This window comes from Lutibacter sp. A80 (assembly GCF_022429645.1).
GTDB lineage: Bacteria > Bacteroidota > Bacteroidia > Flavobacteriales > Flavobacteriaceae > Lutibacter.
Genome location: NZ_CP092480.1, coordinates 1,271,520 through 1,288,465 on the forward strand (window position 1 = coordinate 1,271,520; position 16,946 = coordinate 1,288,465).

Sequence of the window (16,946 nt, forward strand, 5' to 3'; positions counted from 1 at the left end):
TTTTCTATTTTTAAATTAAAAATTAAAATTTAAACCAAACGTAAATGATTTTAAGGAAGGGTATCTACTCTGTCTAAAACTATTATAACCTTCAGCTTCAGGATCTAAACCTAAATCATATATATCTGAAAACATAGTTAACACATTATAACCTCTAACATAAACTTTGACATCAGCAAACCTTGTAATATCTTTAGGAATAGCATAACCTAGTTCAACCTCTTTTAACCTAAGGTATGAAGCATCACGCAACCATAAATCGGCACCTTGAAAATTTTCTGGTCCATTTAAACTACTACTATATGCATCTCCATTAGCAAATGCTCTTGGATATCTTGCATCAGTATTTTCAGGAGTCCAACGTTGATCATATAAGAAATCTGGCAAAGCTCCATTTCCTTCAAAAAATACTTGCATTTTAGCTTTAGCTTGCCCTTGAAATAAGAAACTAAAATTCCAATTTTTATAATTTAAACCACCATGTATACCATATTGTACCTCAGGTACGTTTGACGAGTAAGAACGTATTCTATCTCCTGCGTCTATTCTACCATTTTCATTTGTATCAATATAATACGGTTCTCCTGGAACTGTACCTGCTAATTTTGCAGGTTCGGCATCTACTTGTGCTTGGTTTTGAAAAAGTCCATTTGTTGGATATATTAAATATGAATCCATTGGATGTCCTTCTTGTTTCATTGCATCTATTACATTTTCAGCCTCATCCATATAAACTACTTCATTTTTGGCTTGGGTAAAATTAAAACCAATATTATAAGCTAAATCTTCAATAGTATCATTCCATCCCAATTCAAATTCCCAACCATAATTATCTACTTTACCTATATTTTCTTGAGGCAATGTTAACCCTGTATAATCTGGTATTGATGCATTTCTTGTTATTAAAATATCTTCTCTTTTTTGATAAAAATAATTGAAATCTCCTGTCAATCTACTATCTAATAATGTAAAGTTTAAACCAATATTTTTCATATCTGCAGCCTCCCAAGTAATATCTGGGTTTGCAGCTGCTACTCCAATACTAGAATATCCGTTATAATATTCTCCACCAAAATTATAATAGTTAGGTAGTGCACCTACATTACCTGCATAATTATATTGGGTTAAGTACTGAAAACCAGATATACGGTCGTTACCCATTTTAGCCCAAGATGACCTTAGTTTTAATGAATTTACCCAAGAAACATCTTCCATAAAAGATTCTTTATCTATTGACCAAGACAATGCAATTCCTGGGAAAGTTCCAAATCTATTTCCTGGACCAAAATTACTAGAGCCATCGTGACGTAATGTAATGTCTACGTAATATTTTTTCATATAATCGTAAGAAAATGAACCGAAATAATTAACACGAGCCCATTCATAAGATGTTCCGTCAGAAGTTTGACCATCTGTATCTCCTGCAAATAACTCAGAGTGTTCAGAATCTGGAAAGCCTTTCTTTTCTACCCAAAAATTACGTTGATCTGAAGTAGTTTGTTCATATCCAACAAACCCACTAAAACTATGTTTATCGTTTATTGTTTTAGAATAATAAACAGTTGCATTCAACATTAACTCGTTGTATTTCCAAAAACTTTCACGTAATATATTTTCATTTCCATCTTGTGAAAATCCAGGTTGTGCAACATATTCGTCAGAACCTTCAAGATAAGAATAAACCGTCCAAGGACTGTACCAATATTTTTGATCATAATTCATTCTTCGCATACCTGCAAACCCTTTGAATTTTAAACCTTCAGCAAGTTTATTTAAATCATAGTCAATTGATATTTTACCACGTAAATCAGTATCTACTTGCTTTTCAAAACCTGTTTCATCACTAGACATAATAACTGGGTTAGCTCCGTTTTCACCTCCCCAAGCAATTAAACCATTTGGATATACAGCAACTTCAGTAGGAAAATTATTATAAATATTTTTATAAATATAGCTTGTACCAATACCAGGCTCTACAGTTTCACCAAATCTTCCAGATAAGTCAACACCTAATTTAAGATCATCTATAATTTTAATATCTAAGTTAGATCTTATTTGATTTTGATCAAATTTTAAGTCGCCTGATTTATACATTCCTTTTTGACGAATCATATCTCCACTAACAAAATAATTTACATTTTCATTTCCTCCTGAAAGTGATAATGATGTTCTTGATTCAGGTGATGTTTTAGAAAAAGTTTCGTCTGCCCAATTTGTATTAGGATAATTAATAGGATCTATACCATTAGCATATTTAACAATATCTTCCTCGGTATATGTAGCATTTCTACCAAACCTTTCTTCTATTTCATTATTATAAATTGCAAATTGTTCAGAAGACATTAAACTTGGTTCAGCTGAAAATGAAGAAACTGTATAAGAAGTAGATAAATTTATTTTAGTTTTCCCATTTTTACCTCTTTTTGTTGTCACTAAAATAACACCATTTGCGGCTCTTGCTCCATAAATTGCGGCAGCTCCATCTTTTAAAACTGTTAAACTTTCAATATCTTGAGGTGATAAATGTGAAAAAGAAGATGCTACAATTCCATCAATTAATATTAATGGAGCATTATTTCCCAAAGTAGATTTTCCTCTTATTAACAATGTTGTTTCACCCGAACCTGGTGTACCTCCTCTATCTGAAATAATTAAACCTGAAACTTTACCTGCCAATGATTTTACTAAATCTTTACTCCCAGACTTTTCAATATCGCCTGCTTTTACAGTACTTACTGAACCTGTAACATCACCTTTTTTTCTAGTTGAATATCCTAATACCACTACTTCATCTAGGTTTTCAGTATTAGCTTCTAACATCACATTTATTGTTGTTTCTCCATCTACTACAACCTCTTTAGTTTTATAACCTATGTAAGAAAAAACAAGAACAGCATTACTTTCTACTGAAATTGAATAATTCCCATCAAAATCTGTTAAAGCTCCATTTGAAGTACCTTTAACTAATACATTTACACCTGGTAATGGCCCATCTTTATCAGAAACCACACCTGATATCTCAATTTGTTGATTTAAGATAATTGGTTCATTATTTTCAAAGCCACTATACGAAATCGATTTCGCAACAATACCTTGAAAAAAACTCATTGAAAATAAAAATGCTAAAGTAAGCACCTTGTTAAAATTCAATTTTAAAACTAAACTACCCGAGTTTTGGTAATTTGTTTTTGATTTAAAATTTCTTAGTTTTTTCATAAAATAAGTTAGTTTAATTTTACTATTATAAGTTTGATTTAATTTATACATAATAAATTATCAATAACAAAATTCAACCTTACATGTTGATATATAGTATTTTAACTGCAATTTATTTTTAATAAATAAAAAGCAACAAAAGCATTAAAATCAAAATATAATAAATGATTTCCTTTAGTTATTTATACAAAGTAAGTGCAATATTTTTGTTAAGAAATGGTTAAATTTACCTTCTGACTACATTATTTTACCCCATTAAAAAATGGTAGAATTAAATAGTTTTTCGATAATTATTAGGTGTACATCCCATAATTTGTTTAAACTGTTTATTAAAGTTTGTAATGGAGTTATATCCTACAATATAACAAACTTCAGAAACAGGTAAATCACCTTGAATAAGCAATCTAGAAGCATTTCTTATTCTAACTTCATTTAAAAATTGAGTGAAGGATTTATTAGTCATTCTTTTAAAAAAACGACAAAAAGAATTTGTAGTCATACAAGCAACTTCAGCCACATCGTTTAAACTAATATAACTAACATAATTATCAGAAATAAATTTTAAGACATTGTCTATTCTTTGTGAATTTTCTGAAGTAAATTGTCTCATATCTGAAGACGAAAGTAGTTTTTTATCTTTAACTATTGAGAGTCTATGAAGAATTTCTAATAACTTTATACTTTGCTCCACTGGTTTAAGATTAGCAATATTCATGATGTCTTGATGCATCTTTTTACTAGTTTTTTCACCAAAAGCTACGCCATATTTAGAATCATCAAGCATTTTATTGATTTCCTTAAATTCTACACTTTCAAAAGTGTTTTCTCCAATAAAATCTTTACTAAACTTAGTGACTATGGTTTTTACAAAATACGCTTCATTATCTTTATAATATGAAATATCATTTCTCCATAAATGTGGTAAATAAGGACCTACTAAAACTAAATCACCAGGTAAAAAAGGGGAAACGCTATCTCCTACAAAACGAATTCCACTACTTTGTGAAATATACAACAATTCATATTCTAGATGGTAATGCCATGATGCATCTAAACAAGGAACTTCCCTATTTTCGATAAATAGTTTCTTATTTATAGGTTTTTCTGAATTTTTAACTACTAATTTCATCTATTACAAATATAATAAATATATTTTTGATTTGTAATAACTTATATTATATTGAAGCTCCGTGTTAAAAATAATTTTATAGTCCCTACTACAATGCTAGAATTAAACAATCTCTTTTATTTTTCAATTTGAAAAAGAGTATCAAAATCTGGCATATTTAATGATTCCCAATCTTTGCCTGTTTTTTCACTATGAAACCATAAAGGTTTTGAATGAGTTGTGCTCCAATCTTTACTTTGCTTTACCAATTTTGTTAAAATTTCTGGATGTTTCAAACTTAAATCAATGGTTTCAGAAATATCATTTTCAATATTGAACAATTTCCAATGTTGTCTGTGAATTTTTAAAGCTTTCCATTCATCAATTCTTATAGCTGCATCAGTAAATCCTTTTTGATGCCTCATTGCAAAAATTGGCTCTCCGAATCTAGCATTACTATTTTCTTGAATATTTTTCCATATATTTTTACCATCTAATATTTTATCTTTTGAAATAGATGCTCCTGCTAAATAAGATAAGGTTGGATAAAAATCTAATGAAGAAACTGGGTAGTTATAATATTTTCCGGCAGCAATATGTTTTGGCCAATAGAAAAACATAGGAACTCTAAACCCACCTTCATAGGTACTTCCTTTTCCTTCTTTTAAAGGAAAATTATTTGCTCCTTGATCTAATCTACCTCCATTATCGCTTAAAAATATAATTAAGGTATTCTCTAATTGTTTCGTTTCTTTTAATGCTTCAACCACTTTTTTAACTCCTCTATCAACTGCATAAACCATTGCTGCATAAGTTCTTCTTTTTTCATCATTAATAGATTCAAACAACTTTAAATCTTCTTTTTTAGCTTCTAAAGGTGTATGAGGTGCATTATATGATAAATATAAAAAGAATGGTTTTTTGGTTTTAGCTGCATCATTAACAAAACGAACGGCCTCTCTAGACAGAGCATCTGTAACGTATTCTGTTTCTACAACTTCTTCTCCATTATGTTCTAATGGCAATAAATATTCGAAAATATGTTTGTTTCCTGCTTTTTTTCTAATTTCATAAGCTTTCATAAATTGTTCAGGAAAATAATTATGACCTCCTCCTAAAAATCCATAAAAATCATCGAATCCTCTATTGTTTGGGTGGTATTTTTCAACAGCCCCCAAATGCCACTTTCCTAATGCTCCTGTATAGTATCCAGCATCTTGTAAAGTCGAACTTATAAACTTTTCGTTTACATCTATTCCTTCTCCAATAATTTCACTATTTGGAGGTAAGTTAAACTGAGATCCTATTGTATGCGGATAACGACCAGTCATTATACTTGCTCTACTTGGTCCACAAAAAGGATGTGTTACATAGGCAGATTTAAAGATAGTTCCTTTATTAGCTAACGCATCTAAATTTGGAGTTTTAATATCTGGAGAACCATTAAAACCAACATCGGCATACCCTAAATCATCACATAAAACAAACAATATGTTTGGTTTTATTTCTGATACTGTAACTAATTTCTTTTTTGTTGTTGTACAAGCACTTAATACAAAAGCAATACAACACATTAATAATTTAAAAGTATTGATACGAAACATAATTATAGGTTATCTTTTTGAAGAAGAAAGTCTTTAATTCTAAAATAGCATTAAAGACTTTCTATGTGACTTATATATTTTTTAACTCTTCGCGCATTTTAGCTAAAAAAGGTGCTATTTCTTTATAAGATTTTCCAACCAACTTAATAAACTTTGTATTAAAAGTTTTACTAATTTCTTGGCTTTTAACTTTTCTATTTTCTTTTGACAATCCTTCTTTTACAGCCTTATTAAGATCTAAATAACTTTGAACCATTTCAGTTCTAAATTCTACTAATTCTTTTACTTGATCTTTATTTAAATCATACTCTTTTGTTGCTGCTTCAACAAAATGGTTTATTTTTTTTTGTTGTGTTTTTATTTTTTGACCAAATGTAGTACTAACTGTTACTAATAAAATTATTAATAATATTACTTTTTTCATCTCACTTAATTTTAAATTATTATTATGTTTATAAATTACTTTTGTTTTTTTGCCATACCCTAACATATTCAATCTCAAAATCTACAACACCATCGTCTTTTTCTCCCTCAGGGCTATTTAATTCTAAATCTTCTTTAGAATCTGGAACACCATGCCATGGAAATGTTTCCTGATCTAACCAAATATGAATTGGCCCGTCTAAAACCCAACCATTAGGCAATCCTTTATCTTTAGCATAAGCATCTACTTGTTCTTTTGTAGCTCCAGTTTTGTACTTACCATCAACATATAATTTTAATCCATTCTCATCCCACTCAATTCCATATACGTGAAAATCATCTGCTACTCTAAATCCATAATCTAAACGTTCTGTATAAACTGTTTTACCTTTCCCTTCTCTACTCCAATCATGAATTGACCACCAAAGCTCACGATCTTTCCATTCTTTTCCTTTTTGACGGTGATCTCCAAACTGTTCAAAAATATCTAGTTCGGTTTGGCTACCTGTTGCCCAAAAAGCACTAGTAATTTCTGCATCTGCAGCTTTACTTTTAATCTCCATATAACCGTATTTAAAATTTCTTCTCCCAATAAAACAAGCTGTGGTTATATTTTCATATTTTTCAATTTTATTATCAGATCCCCAGGTTTGCTTATTATCATCACTAAAAGGAAAATCGGGTTCCCAACGTGTTTCTAAAATTAACTTTCCATCTTCTAATCTATAATTTTTACCTGAAAATTGAGAAGGAGCGCGACCTTTCCAAACTTTTTTATTAGGATAATCTGGATCTTTATATACAGGTTTCCCATTTTCAAACTTTCCTACTATATACCATTTATCTTCGTCTATAACAGCAGCATCAAATTCATCACTAACATCTGTGTTTAAAACCCAATTTCCTTTATTGGATTGATCTGATAAAGGTAATAGCTCAATATTTTTGTCGTCTTTTGCTGTATTAATAGTACTTTTACAACTTAAAAAAAACACTAAGAGTAAGATTCCAATTACAACAAAACTAAATTCTTTTTTTTTCATTATTCTTTTTTTAATACTTCTTACTTTTACTTTACCTCTAAAAAGTTTCTATATCTATTAATAATACATCTATTGTTTATCAACTAAAAGTATATTATAAATAATACCTTCAACATAATTTATTTATTCTGGTAGTTATACTATTACTGGTTATCCTATTTAGAATAACCAGTAAATACTTATAAACTTCACTATCAAACAATATTACAACCTAATATTCTTATAACTATCTAACAACTCTACCAGATCCAGAACCTTGCATTAAAGATTCTACCTCTGAACGTGTAGAATAATTAAAATCGCCTTTAATTGAATGTTTTAAACAAGAAGCTGCTACCGCATATTTTACAGCAATTTGAGGCTCAGAGAGTCCTTTAGTTGTTAACGCAAAAACCAAACCACCAGCAAATGAATCTCCACCTCCAACGCGGTCAACAATATTTTTAATTTCATACGATTGATACTTATTATTTAAATCTAAAGGTGCAAAAAAAGGTTTATCTGTAGCCGTATCATATAGCATAGCTCCCCAATTATTATGTGAAGCTGAATAACTTTCACGTAAAGTAATTGCAACTTTTTTTACATTTGGAAATTGTTCAACAACTTGACGTGCTACATCTGGATAACGAGAGGTATCTAATTTTCCAGTATGTACATCTGTATTCCCAGCTCTAATTCCTAAAACATCATAGCAATCTTCCTCATTCCCAATAACAACATCAATATATGGTAAAATTTTGCGCATTGTTTCTTGAGCTAATTCACGAGCAGATTTAGAGCTGTCCCAATCCCATAATTTTCCTCTAAAATTTAAATCTATTGAAACAGAAGCTCCTGTTTCTTTTGCTTTTTTTGCAGCATATAAAGTAGCTTCTGCAGCATTTTTAGACAATGCTGGTGTAATTCCACTTAAATGCAACCAACTTGCTCCTTTAAAAATATTTTCCCAATCATATGCTTCAACTGGTGTAATTGCTATTGCAGAATCTGCACGGTCATAAATTACATTACTTGGTCTTTGATTAGCTCCTGTTTCTAGAAAATATAATCCTAAACGACCTTTATCTGTTCGTAATACATATTGTGTATCTACACCCACAGAACGAACAGCATCGATAGTTGCTTCAGCTAAGGCATGTTTTGGCAAAGCTGTAACATAACGTGCATTTCCTCCAAAATTACAAATTGATGCAGCTACACTTGCTTCTGCACCTGCATAAGTCATATCAAACTGACGTGTTTGTCTTAATCGTAAATTATCAGGAGCAGCTATGCGCCCCATTATTTCTCCAAATGTTACAATTGTATTCATATTGTTAATTCTTTTTTTATTGATCCGTAATAAGTGCTTTTTTGTTAGGTTTAAAAACTAAAATTCAAAGTGCTTATTAACGTTGTTTTTGTGATTTAATACTTTTAATTAAAGTTCTTATTTGTTTGGCATTTTTTGTTATTTCTGCCCAATTCTCAGATTGAATTAACGAACGTTTTGCCACCCAAGACCCTCCTATTGCCGTAATTAAAGGTGATTCTAAATAACTGCTTGCATTATCTAAGTTACATCCTCCTAATGGTATAAAAGTTGGATTCAAATATTGATAAGGAGCTACCATATTTTTTAAGTGTTCCATACCTCCTGAAGATTCTGCAGGAAAATATTTTAAAACTCTACACCCTTCCTCTAATGCCATCTCAATATCTGTTGGAGTCATAATTCCTGGTGCAAAAGACAATCCTTGTTTTCTAGCTTCTGCTATAATTTTAGGGTTACAACCTGGAGAAACAGCGAAATCTGCTCCTGCATCTACAACAGCACTCACTTGATCTTTTGTTAAAACAGTTCCAAAACCTAGACAAATTTCTGGTACTTCTTTTTTTATTAATCGTGCAGCATCTAATGCTACAGGCGTACGAAGTGTTAATTCTATTGTATCAACTCCTCCTGCTAAAAGTGCTCTAGAAACTGGCACTACATGTTTTAAATCATCAATGATAAGAACCGCTATAATACCAGCTTCATCAATTTTTTTAATAATTTCAGGTGACATAGCCTGTTGATTTATTGGATACATAATTATCTATTTTTCCTAATTTAAATTATTCTTTTATTTCCAAAAATTCTATAGGAGATCCATTATTATTAATATAGACAACCCGAACTCCTTCGGCAGGTGAAAAAATTTCCCCTAAAACTTTTCTACCCAAAATTGCATTTTCAATATTACCTACTAGATAAGAAACATGCGGCATTGTTTTTACCATTTCAGACACCAAGCTATCTTTATCAAACTTTACAAATTCAACATTAAACTCATCTTTATTAAAGTCTGTATAATGAAATTTTCCAGGTTCACAAAAACCATCCCATTCCATATCTTCTGTAGTTGGTATTCCTATATGACTAAATTTATATTCCATTTTATGAGTTTAAATAGTTAAATATTAAAGTTTTGAATTTATTTATACATACAAAATACGCTTAAATTCATGGTTTCGTATTGTTTAAATTTACCCTTTATTCACCTTATTTTATCCTTACAAAGACATAGCTTATTACACTATTAAAAATGAAACACGAGAGCTATAGAAGTATAAAAATGAAGAATAATTACTTTAAAATTAGTTTGCTTAAAACTTATTTTAGTTAGAAAAACCTAGTAATTAGAAAGTGAGTTTAAAACAAAATTAGAAGCCTTAACAAACTAAAAATCAATTTATAAACACAAAAAGAGCTGAAATAAATCAGCTCTTTAATATTTAACAACTTTTATGAAATAAATATTCTATTATTTCTATGCTATTTTAATTTATATTTAAAATGTATTTATGGAATAATTCATTAAAAAAAAATTATTATTCAAATGGAAACAATTTTGAAGCTTCACTCTCTTTAATCATTATCTGCTTTATTTTAGCTGTAATTTCTGGATATTTTGCTGATACATTTGTAGTTTCAGCTTCATCACTTAATAAATTATACAACTCTAATTCTCCTTGTTTATTTTTATTATTTATATTGTACCACACACCTTTCCATGGTCCCATTCTAACAGCTTTTCTACCTTGTCTAATATTAAATTCCCAATATAAATAATCGTGCTCTTTTTGGCTATTTTTATTTAATAATGTAGGTACTAATGAAATTCCATCAATATTTTCAGGTACTTCAGCATCAACAATTTCTGTTATAGTTGGAACAATATCCCAAAATGCAGATACATGATTTGTAACGCTTCCTTCTTTTATTTTATTAGGCCAAACAACAATAAAAGGAGCTCTTATTCCACCTTCATACAAATCTCTCTTATAACCTCTAAATCCAGAAGTACTATTAAAAAAATCAGGGTTTGCTCCACCTTCTTGTGTTGGTCCATTATCACTTGCAAACATTATTATTGTATTGTCTGCAATACCTAATTCATGTACTTTATTAATAATTTGACCAACATAAGCATCTATTCTTGAAACCATAGTAGCATATGTAGCTCTTGGCTTTTCAACAGAACTATACTCGTACCATACCATATTTGGGCCATAATCAGAAGTATATTTATTGTCTTCGGTATAAGGTATTTCTTCAAATTTACCATCATACATAGCAAAAATTGAGTCTTTTGGTGAAATTAATTCTGTATGTGGTAACGCTAAAGGAACGTAGGCAAAAAATGATTTATTTTTATTTTCATCTAAAAACTTAAGCGTATATTCTTGTATTTTATCTTGTGAATAAACAACTGTATTTATACCGTCATTGCCTTTTAATGAATCTCTTTTTTGATTATGGTTTAAATATGGTGGATAATACCTGTGTGCTAATTTTTGACAATTATAACCGTAGAACTCATCAAAACCTTGATTATTTGGATCTCCTTCTCCAAAACCAAGCCCCCATTTTCCAAACATTCCGGTAGTATAACCTTTATCTTTTAAAATCTCTGCCAATGTAAGTGCATCTTTAGGCAATGGCACTTGTCCTTCTTGACCATTGGAAGCCTCTTTATTCCCTCTAATTGGTGTATGACCTGTATGTTGCCCTGTCATTAAAGTTGATCTAGAAGGGGCGCATACGGCTGCTCCACTGTAATGTTGTGTAAACTTCATTCCATTAAAAGCCATTTGGTCTATATTTGGAGTCTGAATCTTTGTTTGTCCATAAACTCCTATGTCTCCAATTCCCATATCATCAGCCAAAATATAAATAATATTTGGGTGTTTATTTTGACCTAAAACATTCATTTTTTCTTTTACTTGAGAATATGAAATTCCTATTGTAGAAACAAGTACAGCAAGTAATATTATTTTATTCTTCATATTTTATATAATTGGTACTTTTAAATTAATCTATTAAAAAAGGCATTTAAAAGCTACTAGAGCTGTTAAATACCTTTAAAATTGCTCTTAATAAAATATCTCATTAATTATAGATAGCTCTGAAACTATCTAAACTGAACTTCTTTAACTCCTGTTTTATAATCTTTCCCTCTTAACTTTTCAAAAATATTTTTCAGTTCTAAAAGTTTTTCAGGATTAGATTCCGCTAAATTATTTTGCTGACCTTTATCTTCTTTTACATTATATAATTGTTCATAAGGGAAGTTACCAACCTCAATACCTACTTTTTCTCTAAAATTTTCACCTTTATAACTTGGTATATATACCCAATCTCCACTTCTTAGAGCTGTTTTCCCTGTAGCTTCAATTATTAAATTATCTCTTCCTTTATCTGTTTCTCCTAAAAAGGTATTTAATAGATCTTTACTATCTGTAGACTCTTCAGTAGTACCTGTTAAAGTTGCTAAAGAAGCTAATAAATCCATCTGACAAATAATAGCATCAGAAACTGTTGGTTCTATTTTTCCTTTCCAATATGTTATTAAAGGAACTCTTGTTCCGGCTTCAAAAATACTGTATTTACCACCTCTAAAACCACCTTTAGGATCATGGTTTCCTATTTTTTCAACGGCATCATCAAAATAACCATCATTTAAAACAGGACCATTATCACTTGAAAACACAACTAATGTATTCTCTAACAAGCCTTCATCTTTTAAGGTTTTCATAAATTCTCCAATACACCAATCCGCTTCTAAAATAACATCTCCACGTGGTCCCATTCCAGATTTACCAACAAATCTTGGGTTTGGCGTTCTAGGCACATGAGGTTGCTGCATTGCATAATATAAAAAGAAAGGTTTGTCTTTATGTGTTTTTACATATTCTTGTGCTTTTTCTAAAAAATGATCGGCCATATCAATATCACTCCATTTTGCACCTTCTCCACCTTTCATATATCCAATTCTTGGTATGCCATTTACAATGCTATTATTATGACCATGATGCCACTTCATTGTTAGCTTTTCTGGATTTGTAATAGCTGTAGGCTCACCTTCAAAATTATTTTTATAATCTACTTGAATAGGATCTTCTTTATCTAACCCAACAACATTACCATTTTCTATATAAACAGTTGGAACACGATCTTGAGTTGCTGCCATTATATAAGAACTATCAAAACCAACTTCATTTGGTCCTGGAGATACTCTATTATTCCAATTTACAACACCTGTACCCAACCCTAAATGCCATTTACCAACAACTGCTGTTTGATACCCTTGTTTTTTTAACATTTTTGGTAACGTTTGTTGCTCTGTACTAATTAGTAAAGGAGCAGTTCCTGGTAATATTTTCGCATTTTTATTTCTCCAAGGATACACCCCTGTTAACAATCCAAACCTACTAGGTGTACATGTTGCTGAAGTTGCATACCCATTGGTGAATTTAACACCTTCATTTGCTAAAGCATCTATGTTAGGTGTTTGAATTTCTGTTGCACCAAAAGAACTTAAATCTCCATAACCTAAATCATCTAAATAAATAATAACAATATTAGGTTTTTCTTGAGTTGTTACTATTTCAACCTCTTTTTCCTTTTCTTTACAAGAAATCAAGCTTGAAATTGTTACAATAAGAACTAATAAGCTACTGATTTTTCTTAAAAAATTGATTTTCATATTTTACATATATTAAATTATATACTAATGTCTGTTGAAAATATATTTTTCAACAGACATTTCTTGTATTTATGATCTAGGAATTAATTTCACCCAACTTAAATTATCAAAATACATTTTTTGCAATCCTACAGCATCTGAATTATTAGATACTACAACTTTTAAATCAAATCTTGTTCCCGATGCAATAGCTGCAGTTGTGATATCTTGACTAATTTCAATCCATTCACCACGAGGTAAATTTTCAATATCCCAAACTATTTCTTGACTAGGTTTTTGAATAATGTTAGTGAATGTTTTCATAGTATTACCTGGCTCAAGGTAAACCATATAAGATACTCTGTAAGTACCTGCTTCTATTCCATTAGGTTTAGAAAAATCTGATCCTTGTAACGCTACAGTTACCACTCCGTCTGCGCTTTCATATTTCATAGATGCTTCACCTTCATAAAATTTATCAGTAGTTCTATAAAATGGCAATCCTAAATTATCATTAGCAGCTCCAACCCAATAACCATCACAATCTGCTTTTCTAGTTGTATTTCCTGAAGAAGAAGCATTTTCAAATCCAGCCCACGATTCTACTAACACATTACTTCCTAAGTCCATAGTAACTATAGTTGGCTCAAAGTCATCTAACACTCTAGAATCTACTGAAACTATATTTCCTCCAGAATAAGCAAGTGTTATAGTATCTGTATTATAAACTGGTTCTGCTAATGTTAATTCTATAATAGTAGCATCTTCTGAATTAATTTTAGCTGAGCTTACAGCAATATTTTGGTCAAAACCAGCTGTTTCATTAGTTACATGTACTGTAAAAAAATCTTCTTGTTGTACCAAAGCAGCTACTTCTCCAGTAACGCTAAAAGAAATTACATTATCTGTAATACTAACTTTACCTGTTCTTACAAACGGTGCTGTAGATGGTAATACTTCAATTTTTAAAGGAATTATTTTTGATATTGTTTTTTTAGGAACTTCTTCACCAGCTCTAATGGATTCCATATAACTTGTAAATTCTCCAAGCTTATTATATTTTACAACTGCAGTATCACCTCCACTTGTTTCTGGTTTTCCTCCGTCAAGATACCATTTTGTTCCTGTTGGTCTTCCTTCAGTTGATTTATCTACATACATTAAATCTTGACCTGCTTCAATAGATACTGTTTGCCAAGAATCAATTTCTTCTTCTGAAGGTATTTGATCCTGTGTTAATGTTAATACCTTTACCAATGTTGGGTTTAACGGATCTGAATAATCGTATTTAAAAATTTCACAAGCAGGATTTGGATTAGCAAAAACATCTACTGTAAATTTTTGTTCAATTTCCCATGAACCATCTGAAAGTTTTGAAGAATTTGCTACAGAATCTTTAAAAACATTTGTAAGAACTACTTCTTGAATACCAGGCTCAACAAAAAGCACATTTGCTAAATCTTCAGCTGATTCAGTTCCCGGAATTATAAAAGGTGTATAAATTGAATCTTTATCTGTAATCTCTTTATTTAAAAAATTACAAGAAGCTGGGATTGTCCATTTATGACTTATTGCATTTTGTGAAACATCGTAAAAAGCAATATAATTATCTATGTTTATTTGTTTCTCTGTAAGATCAAAATTTGCTGCTACTCCATCACCAGTATACCAAGAAAAACTTGAATAATCTCCGAAAGGTGCTTCATAATCATCTTCGCAACCTATAGTAAAGCCTAAGGTTAAAAATAATAGTGATATGATTAATATTTTTTTCATTTTATTGATTTTAAATTAGTTAATTTACGTTTGAATTATTTAATACTTCAGTTAAAGGAAGCGGTAAATATCCGTGTAAACCTTCATTATAATTGGCCGCAGCCTGCACATATTCTTTAATTGTTATTTTATTATTAGAAGGATCTTCACTTAAACCTAATTGAAGTAAACTTGCTGCCCGTTTAGCTGTAGTTCCTTCTTCAGTTGTATAAGAATAATCAATTAAATTAAAATCTAAAGCTGCTAAATCTTCAAAACGTTGTTTTGTAACTCCCCATCTTCTCAAATCTATTGTTCTAGTATCAAAACCTTCACAAGCTAGTTCTAATGGACGTTCAACAAACATTAGTTGTTCCATTAAAGTTTCTTCTGTATAAGTTATACCATTAAAATCATGTCCCGATCCATCATCTTCACCTAGTAATACTAACCCCCAACGTTGACGAATTTTATTAATATATTTTAAAGCTCCGTCAATATCTCCTGTTTTAATTAAACATTCTGCATACATTAAATAAACATCTGCTAAGCGATTAACAACAACATTTTTTCCTGATTTCCATGGTGAATCGCCTACTTCAGCTTCTTTTGTTACAATGTCATGATTTGTGAATTTTTTAAAATTCGAAAATATTGTATTTGTAAACCCTGCCACTTGATTAGCCGCAGCATATTTGTAGTATTCAGATTGATTATCGTTTACAACAGCTATCATTTGCGCTCCTCTTAATGGAATATCTCTTAATTTAAGCCCCCCTGCCCCATCATCTACATAATTACGGTTGTCTTGAGAATCTAAAGGTTCCGTTGAATATTCATATGTAAGCCAAGCTGCTGGAACAAATTCACTTGCACCTTGTATAATTCCAGTTGGTGCAGTATATCTAGCCCATCTTGTAAAGAAACTTTCTTCGTCCCATTGTGTTTCTTCTGTTTGCTGTACAGCTGAATAATTTAATTCAAAAATAGATTCATCATTATAATCTCCAGCTGACGTAAATAACAAGTTAACTTCATCTCCTTCTAACAATCTATAACCATAAGCTCCATTATTTATAACATCACTTAAATATTCTTTTGCTTTTTCATATTCTTCAGTGTATAGGTAACTTTTTCCTAAAATAGTTGCTGCTGTACCCGCTGTAACTCTTGATTTTTGCTCAAACTGAGCTGGTAAATTTTCATATGCATATTGTAAATCTTCTCTAAAAAAAGCAATTACTTCTTCAGATGAAGATACTGGCTTTGAAAATTCCTCAGCATTTCCAGGTACAGATTCTCTAATTACAATTTTACCTTCATTATAACTTGAATGCAAGTAAAAATGAACTAAACCTCTAAAAAATCGGGCTTGCCCCATTTGCTCTGTCCATCTAGCATCACTCTTATACTCTTCATCCATATTATTTAGCCCTTCAATTACTTGATTTGCTCTAAAAATAACTTGGTACATAGCATCCCATCTTTGACTAACTTCTTTATTTGTATTACTAAATGTTTTATAATACCAAGGTTGTCCTGTACCTAAAGGACTTGTTCTAAATTTTGGATATGCTATATCACTTCTCCAAGATTCAACATTATAGAATAAAATAAAGTGATTTAACATCGCTCCATATACTGAGGTTAAATTAGCATCTGTTTCTTCTAAATTTGACCAGTAAATATCTGCTGATATATTATTTGGATTATCTTCTTCTAGATAATCTGAACAAGATTGCACTGAGAATGTTAATGCAATTATACTTATAAAATATATTATATGTTTTTTCATGTGAATATT

The 16,946-nt window shown here is 30.4% G+C and carries 12 protein-coding genes; all 12 read right to left on the bottom strand.

Translation table 11 applies throughout. The features are described from left to right. Positions 1–15: 15 nt before the first annotated feature. Positions 16–3,216 carry a TonB-dependent receptor gene (locus tag MHL31_RS05745; protein ID WP_240228122.1) on the bottom strand — a complete coding sequence of 1,067 codons (3,201 nt, stop codon included), beginning with the start codon at positions 3,214–3,216 and terminating at the stop codon, positions 16–18. Positions 3,217–3,487: 271 nt separating this feature from the next. Next, entirely contained in the window at positions 3,488–4,345 is an 858-nt protein-coding gene (locus MHL31_RS05750; RefSeq protein WP_240228123.1) for an AraC family transcriptional regulator, read from the bottom strand. Positions 4,346–4,461: 116 nt separating this feature from the next. Continuing rightward, positions 4,462–5,928: a sulfatase-like hydrolase/transferase gene (locus tag MHL31_RS05755; protein ID WP_240228124.1), complete on the bottom strand. Its 1,467-nt coding sequence runs from the start codon at positions 5,926–5,928 to the stop codon at positions 4,462–4,464. 70 nt (positions 5,929–5,998) lie between these two features. Beyond that, the gene (locus MHL31_RS05760; RefSeq protein ID WP_240228125.1) at positions 5,999–6,352 is read right to left on the bottom strand and encodes a hypothetical protein; all 354 of its coding nucleotides are present in this window, start codon (positions 6,350–6,352) and stop codon (positions 5,999–6,001) included. A gap of 28 nt (positions 6,353–6,380) precedes the next feature. Beyond that, positions 6,381–7,394, bottom strand: a complete 1,014-nt coding sequence (locus tag MHL31_RS05765) for a family 16 glycosylhydrolase (RefSeq protein WP_240228126.1) — start codon at positions 7,392–7,394, stop codon at positions 6,381–6,383. Positions 7,395–7,620: 226 nt separating this feature from the next. After that, complete coding sequence (locus MHL31_RS05770; protein WP_240228127.1) at positions 7,621–8,709, bottom strand: sugar kinase; 1,089 nt, start codon at positions 8,707–8,709, stop codon at positions 7,621–7,623. Between the two features lie 76 nt (positions 8,710–8,785). After that, positions 8,786–9,469 (bottom strand): bifunctional 4-hydroxy-2-oxoglutarate aldolase/2-dehydro-3-deoxy-phosphogluconate aldolase, encoded by a 684-nt coding sequence (locus MHL31_RS05775; protein WP_240228128.1) that lies wholly within the window; start codon positions 9,467–9,469, stop codon positions 8,786–8,788. A gap of 25 nt (positions 9,470–9,494) precedes the next feature. Further along, positions 9,495–9,815: a hypothetical protein gene (locus tag MHL31_RS05780; protein ID WP_240228129.1), complete on the bottom strand. Its 321-nt coding sequence runs from the start codon at positions 9,813–9,815 to the stop codon at positions 9,495–9,497. A 435-nt stretch (positions 9,816–10,250) separates the two neighbouring features. Further along, positions 10,251–11,708: an arylsulfatase gene (locus MHL31_RS05785; RefSeq protein WP_240228130.1), complete on the bottom strand. Its 1,458-nt coding sequence runs from the start codon at positions 11,706–11,708 to the stop codon at positions 10,251–10,253. Positions 11,709–11,833: 125 nt separating this feature from the next. Beyond that, entirely contained in the window at positions 11,834–13,408 is a 1,575-nt protein-coding gene (locus tag MHL31_RS05790) for an arylsulfatase (protein WP_240228131.1), read from the bottom strand. A 69-nt stretch (positions 13,409–13,477) separates the two neighbouring features. Further along, positions 13,478–15,163, bottom strand: coding sequence for a SwmB domain-containing protein (locus MHL31_RS05795; protein ID WP_240228132.1), 1,686 nt, complete (start codon positions 15,161–15,163; stop codon positions 13,478–13,480). Between the two features lie 19 nt (positions 15,164–15,182). After that, positions 15,183–16,937, bottom strand: a complete 1,755-nt coding sequence (locus tag MHL31_RS05800; RefSeq protein WP_240228133.1) for a RagB/SusD family nutrient uptake outer membrane protein — start codon at positions 16,935–16,937, stop codon at positions 15,183–15,185. Positions 16,938–16,946 lie beyond the last annotated feature (9 nt).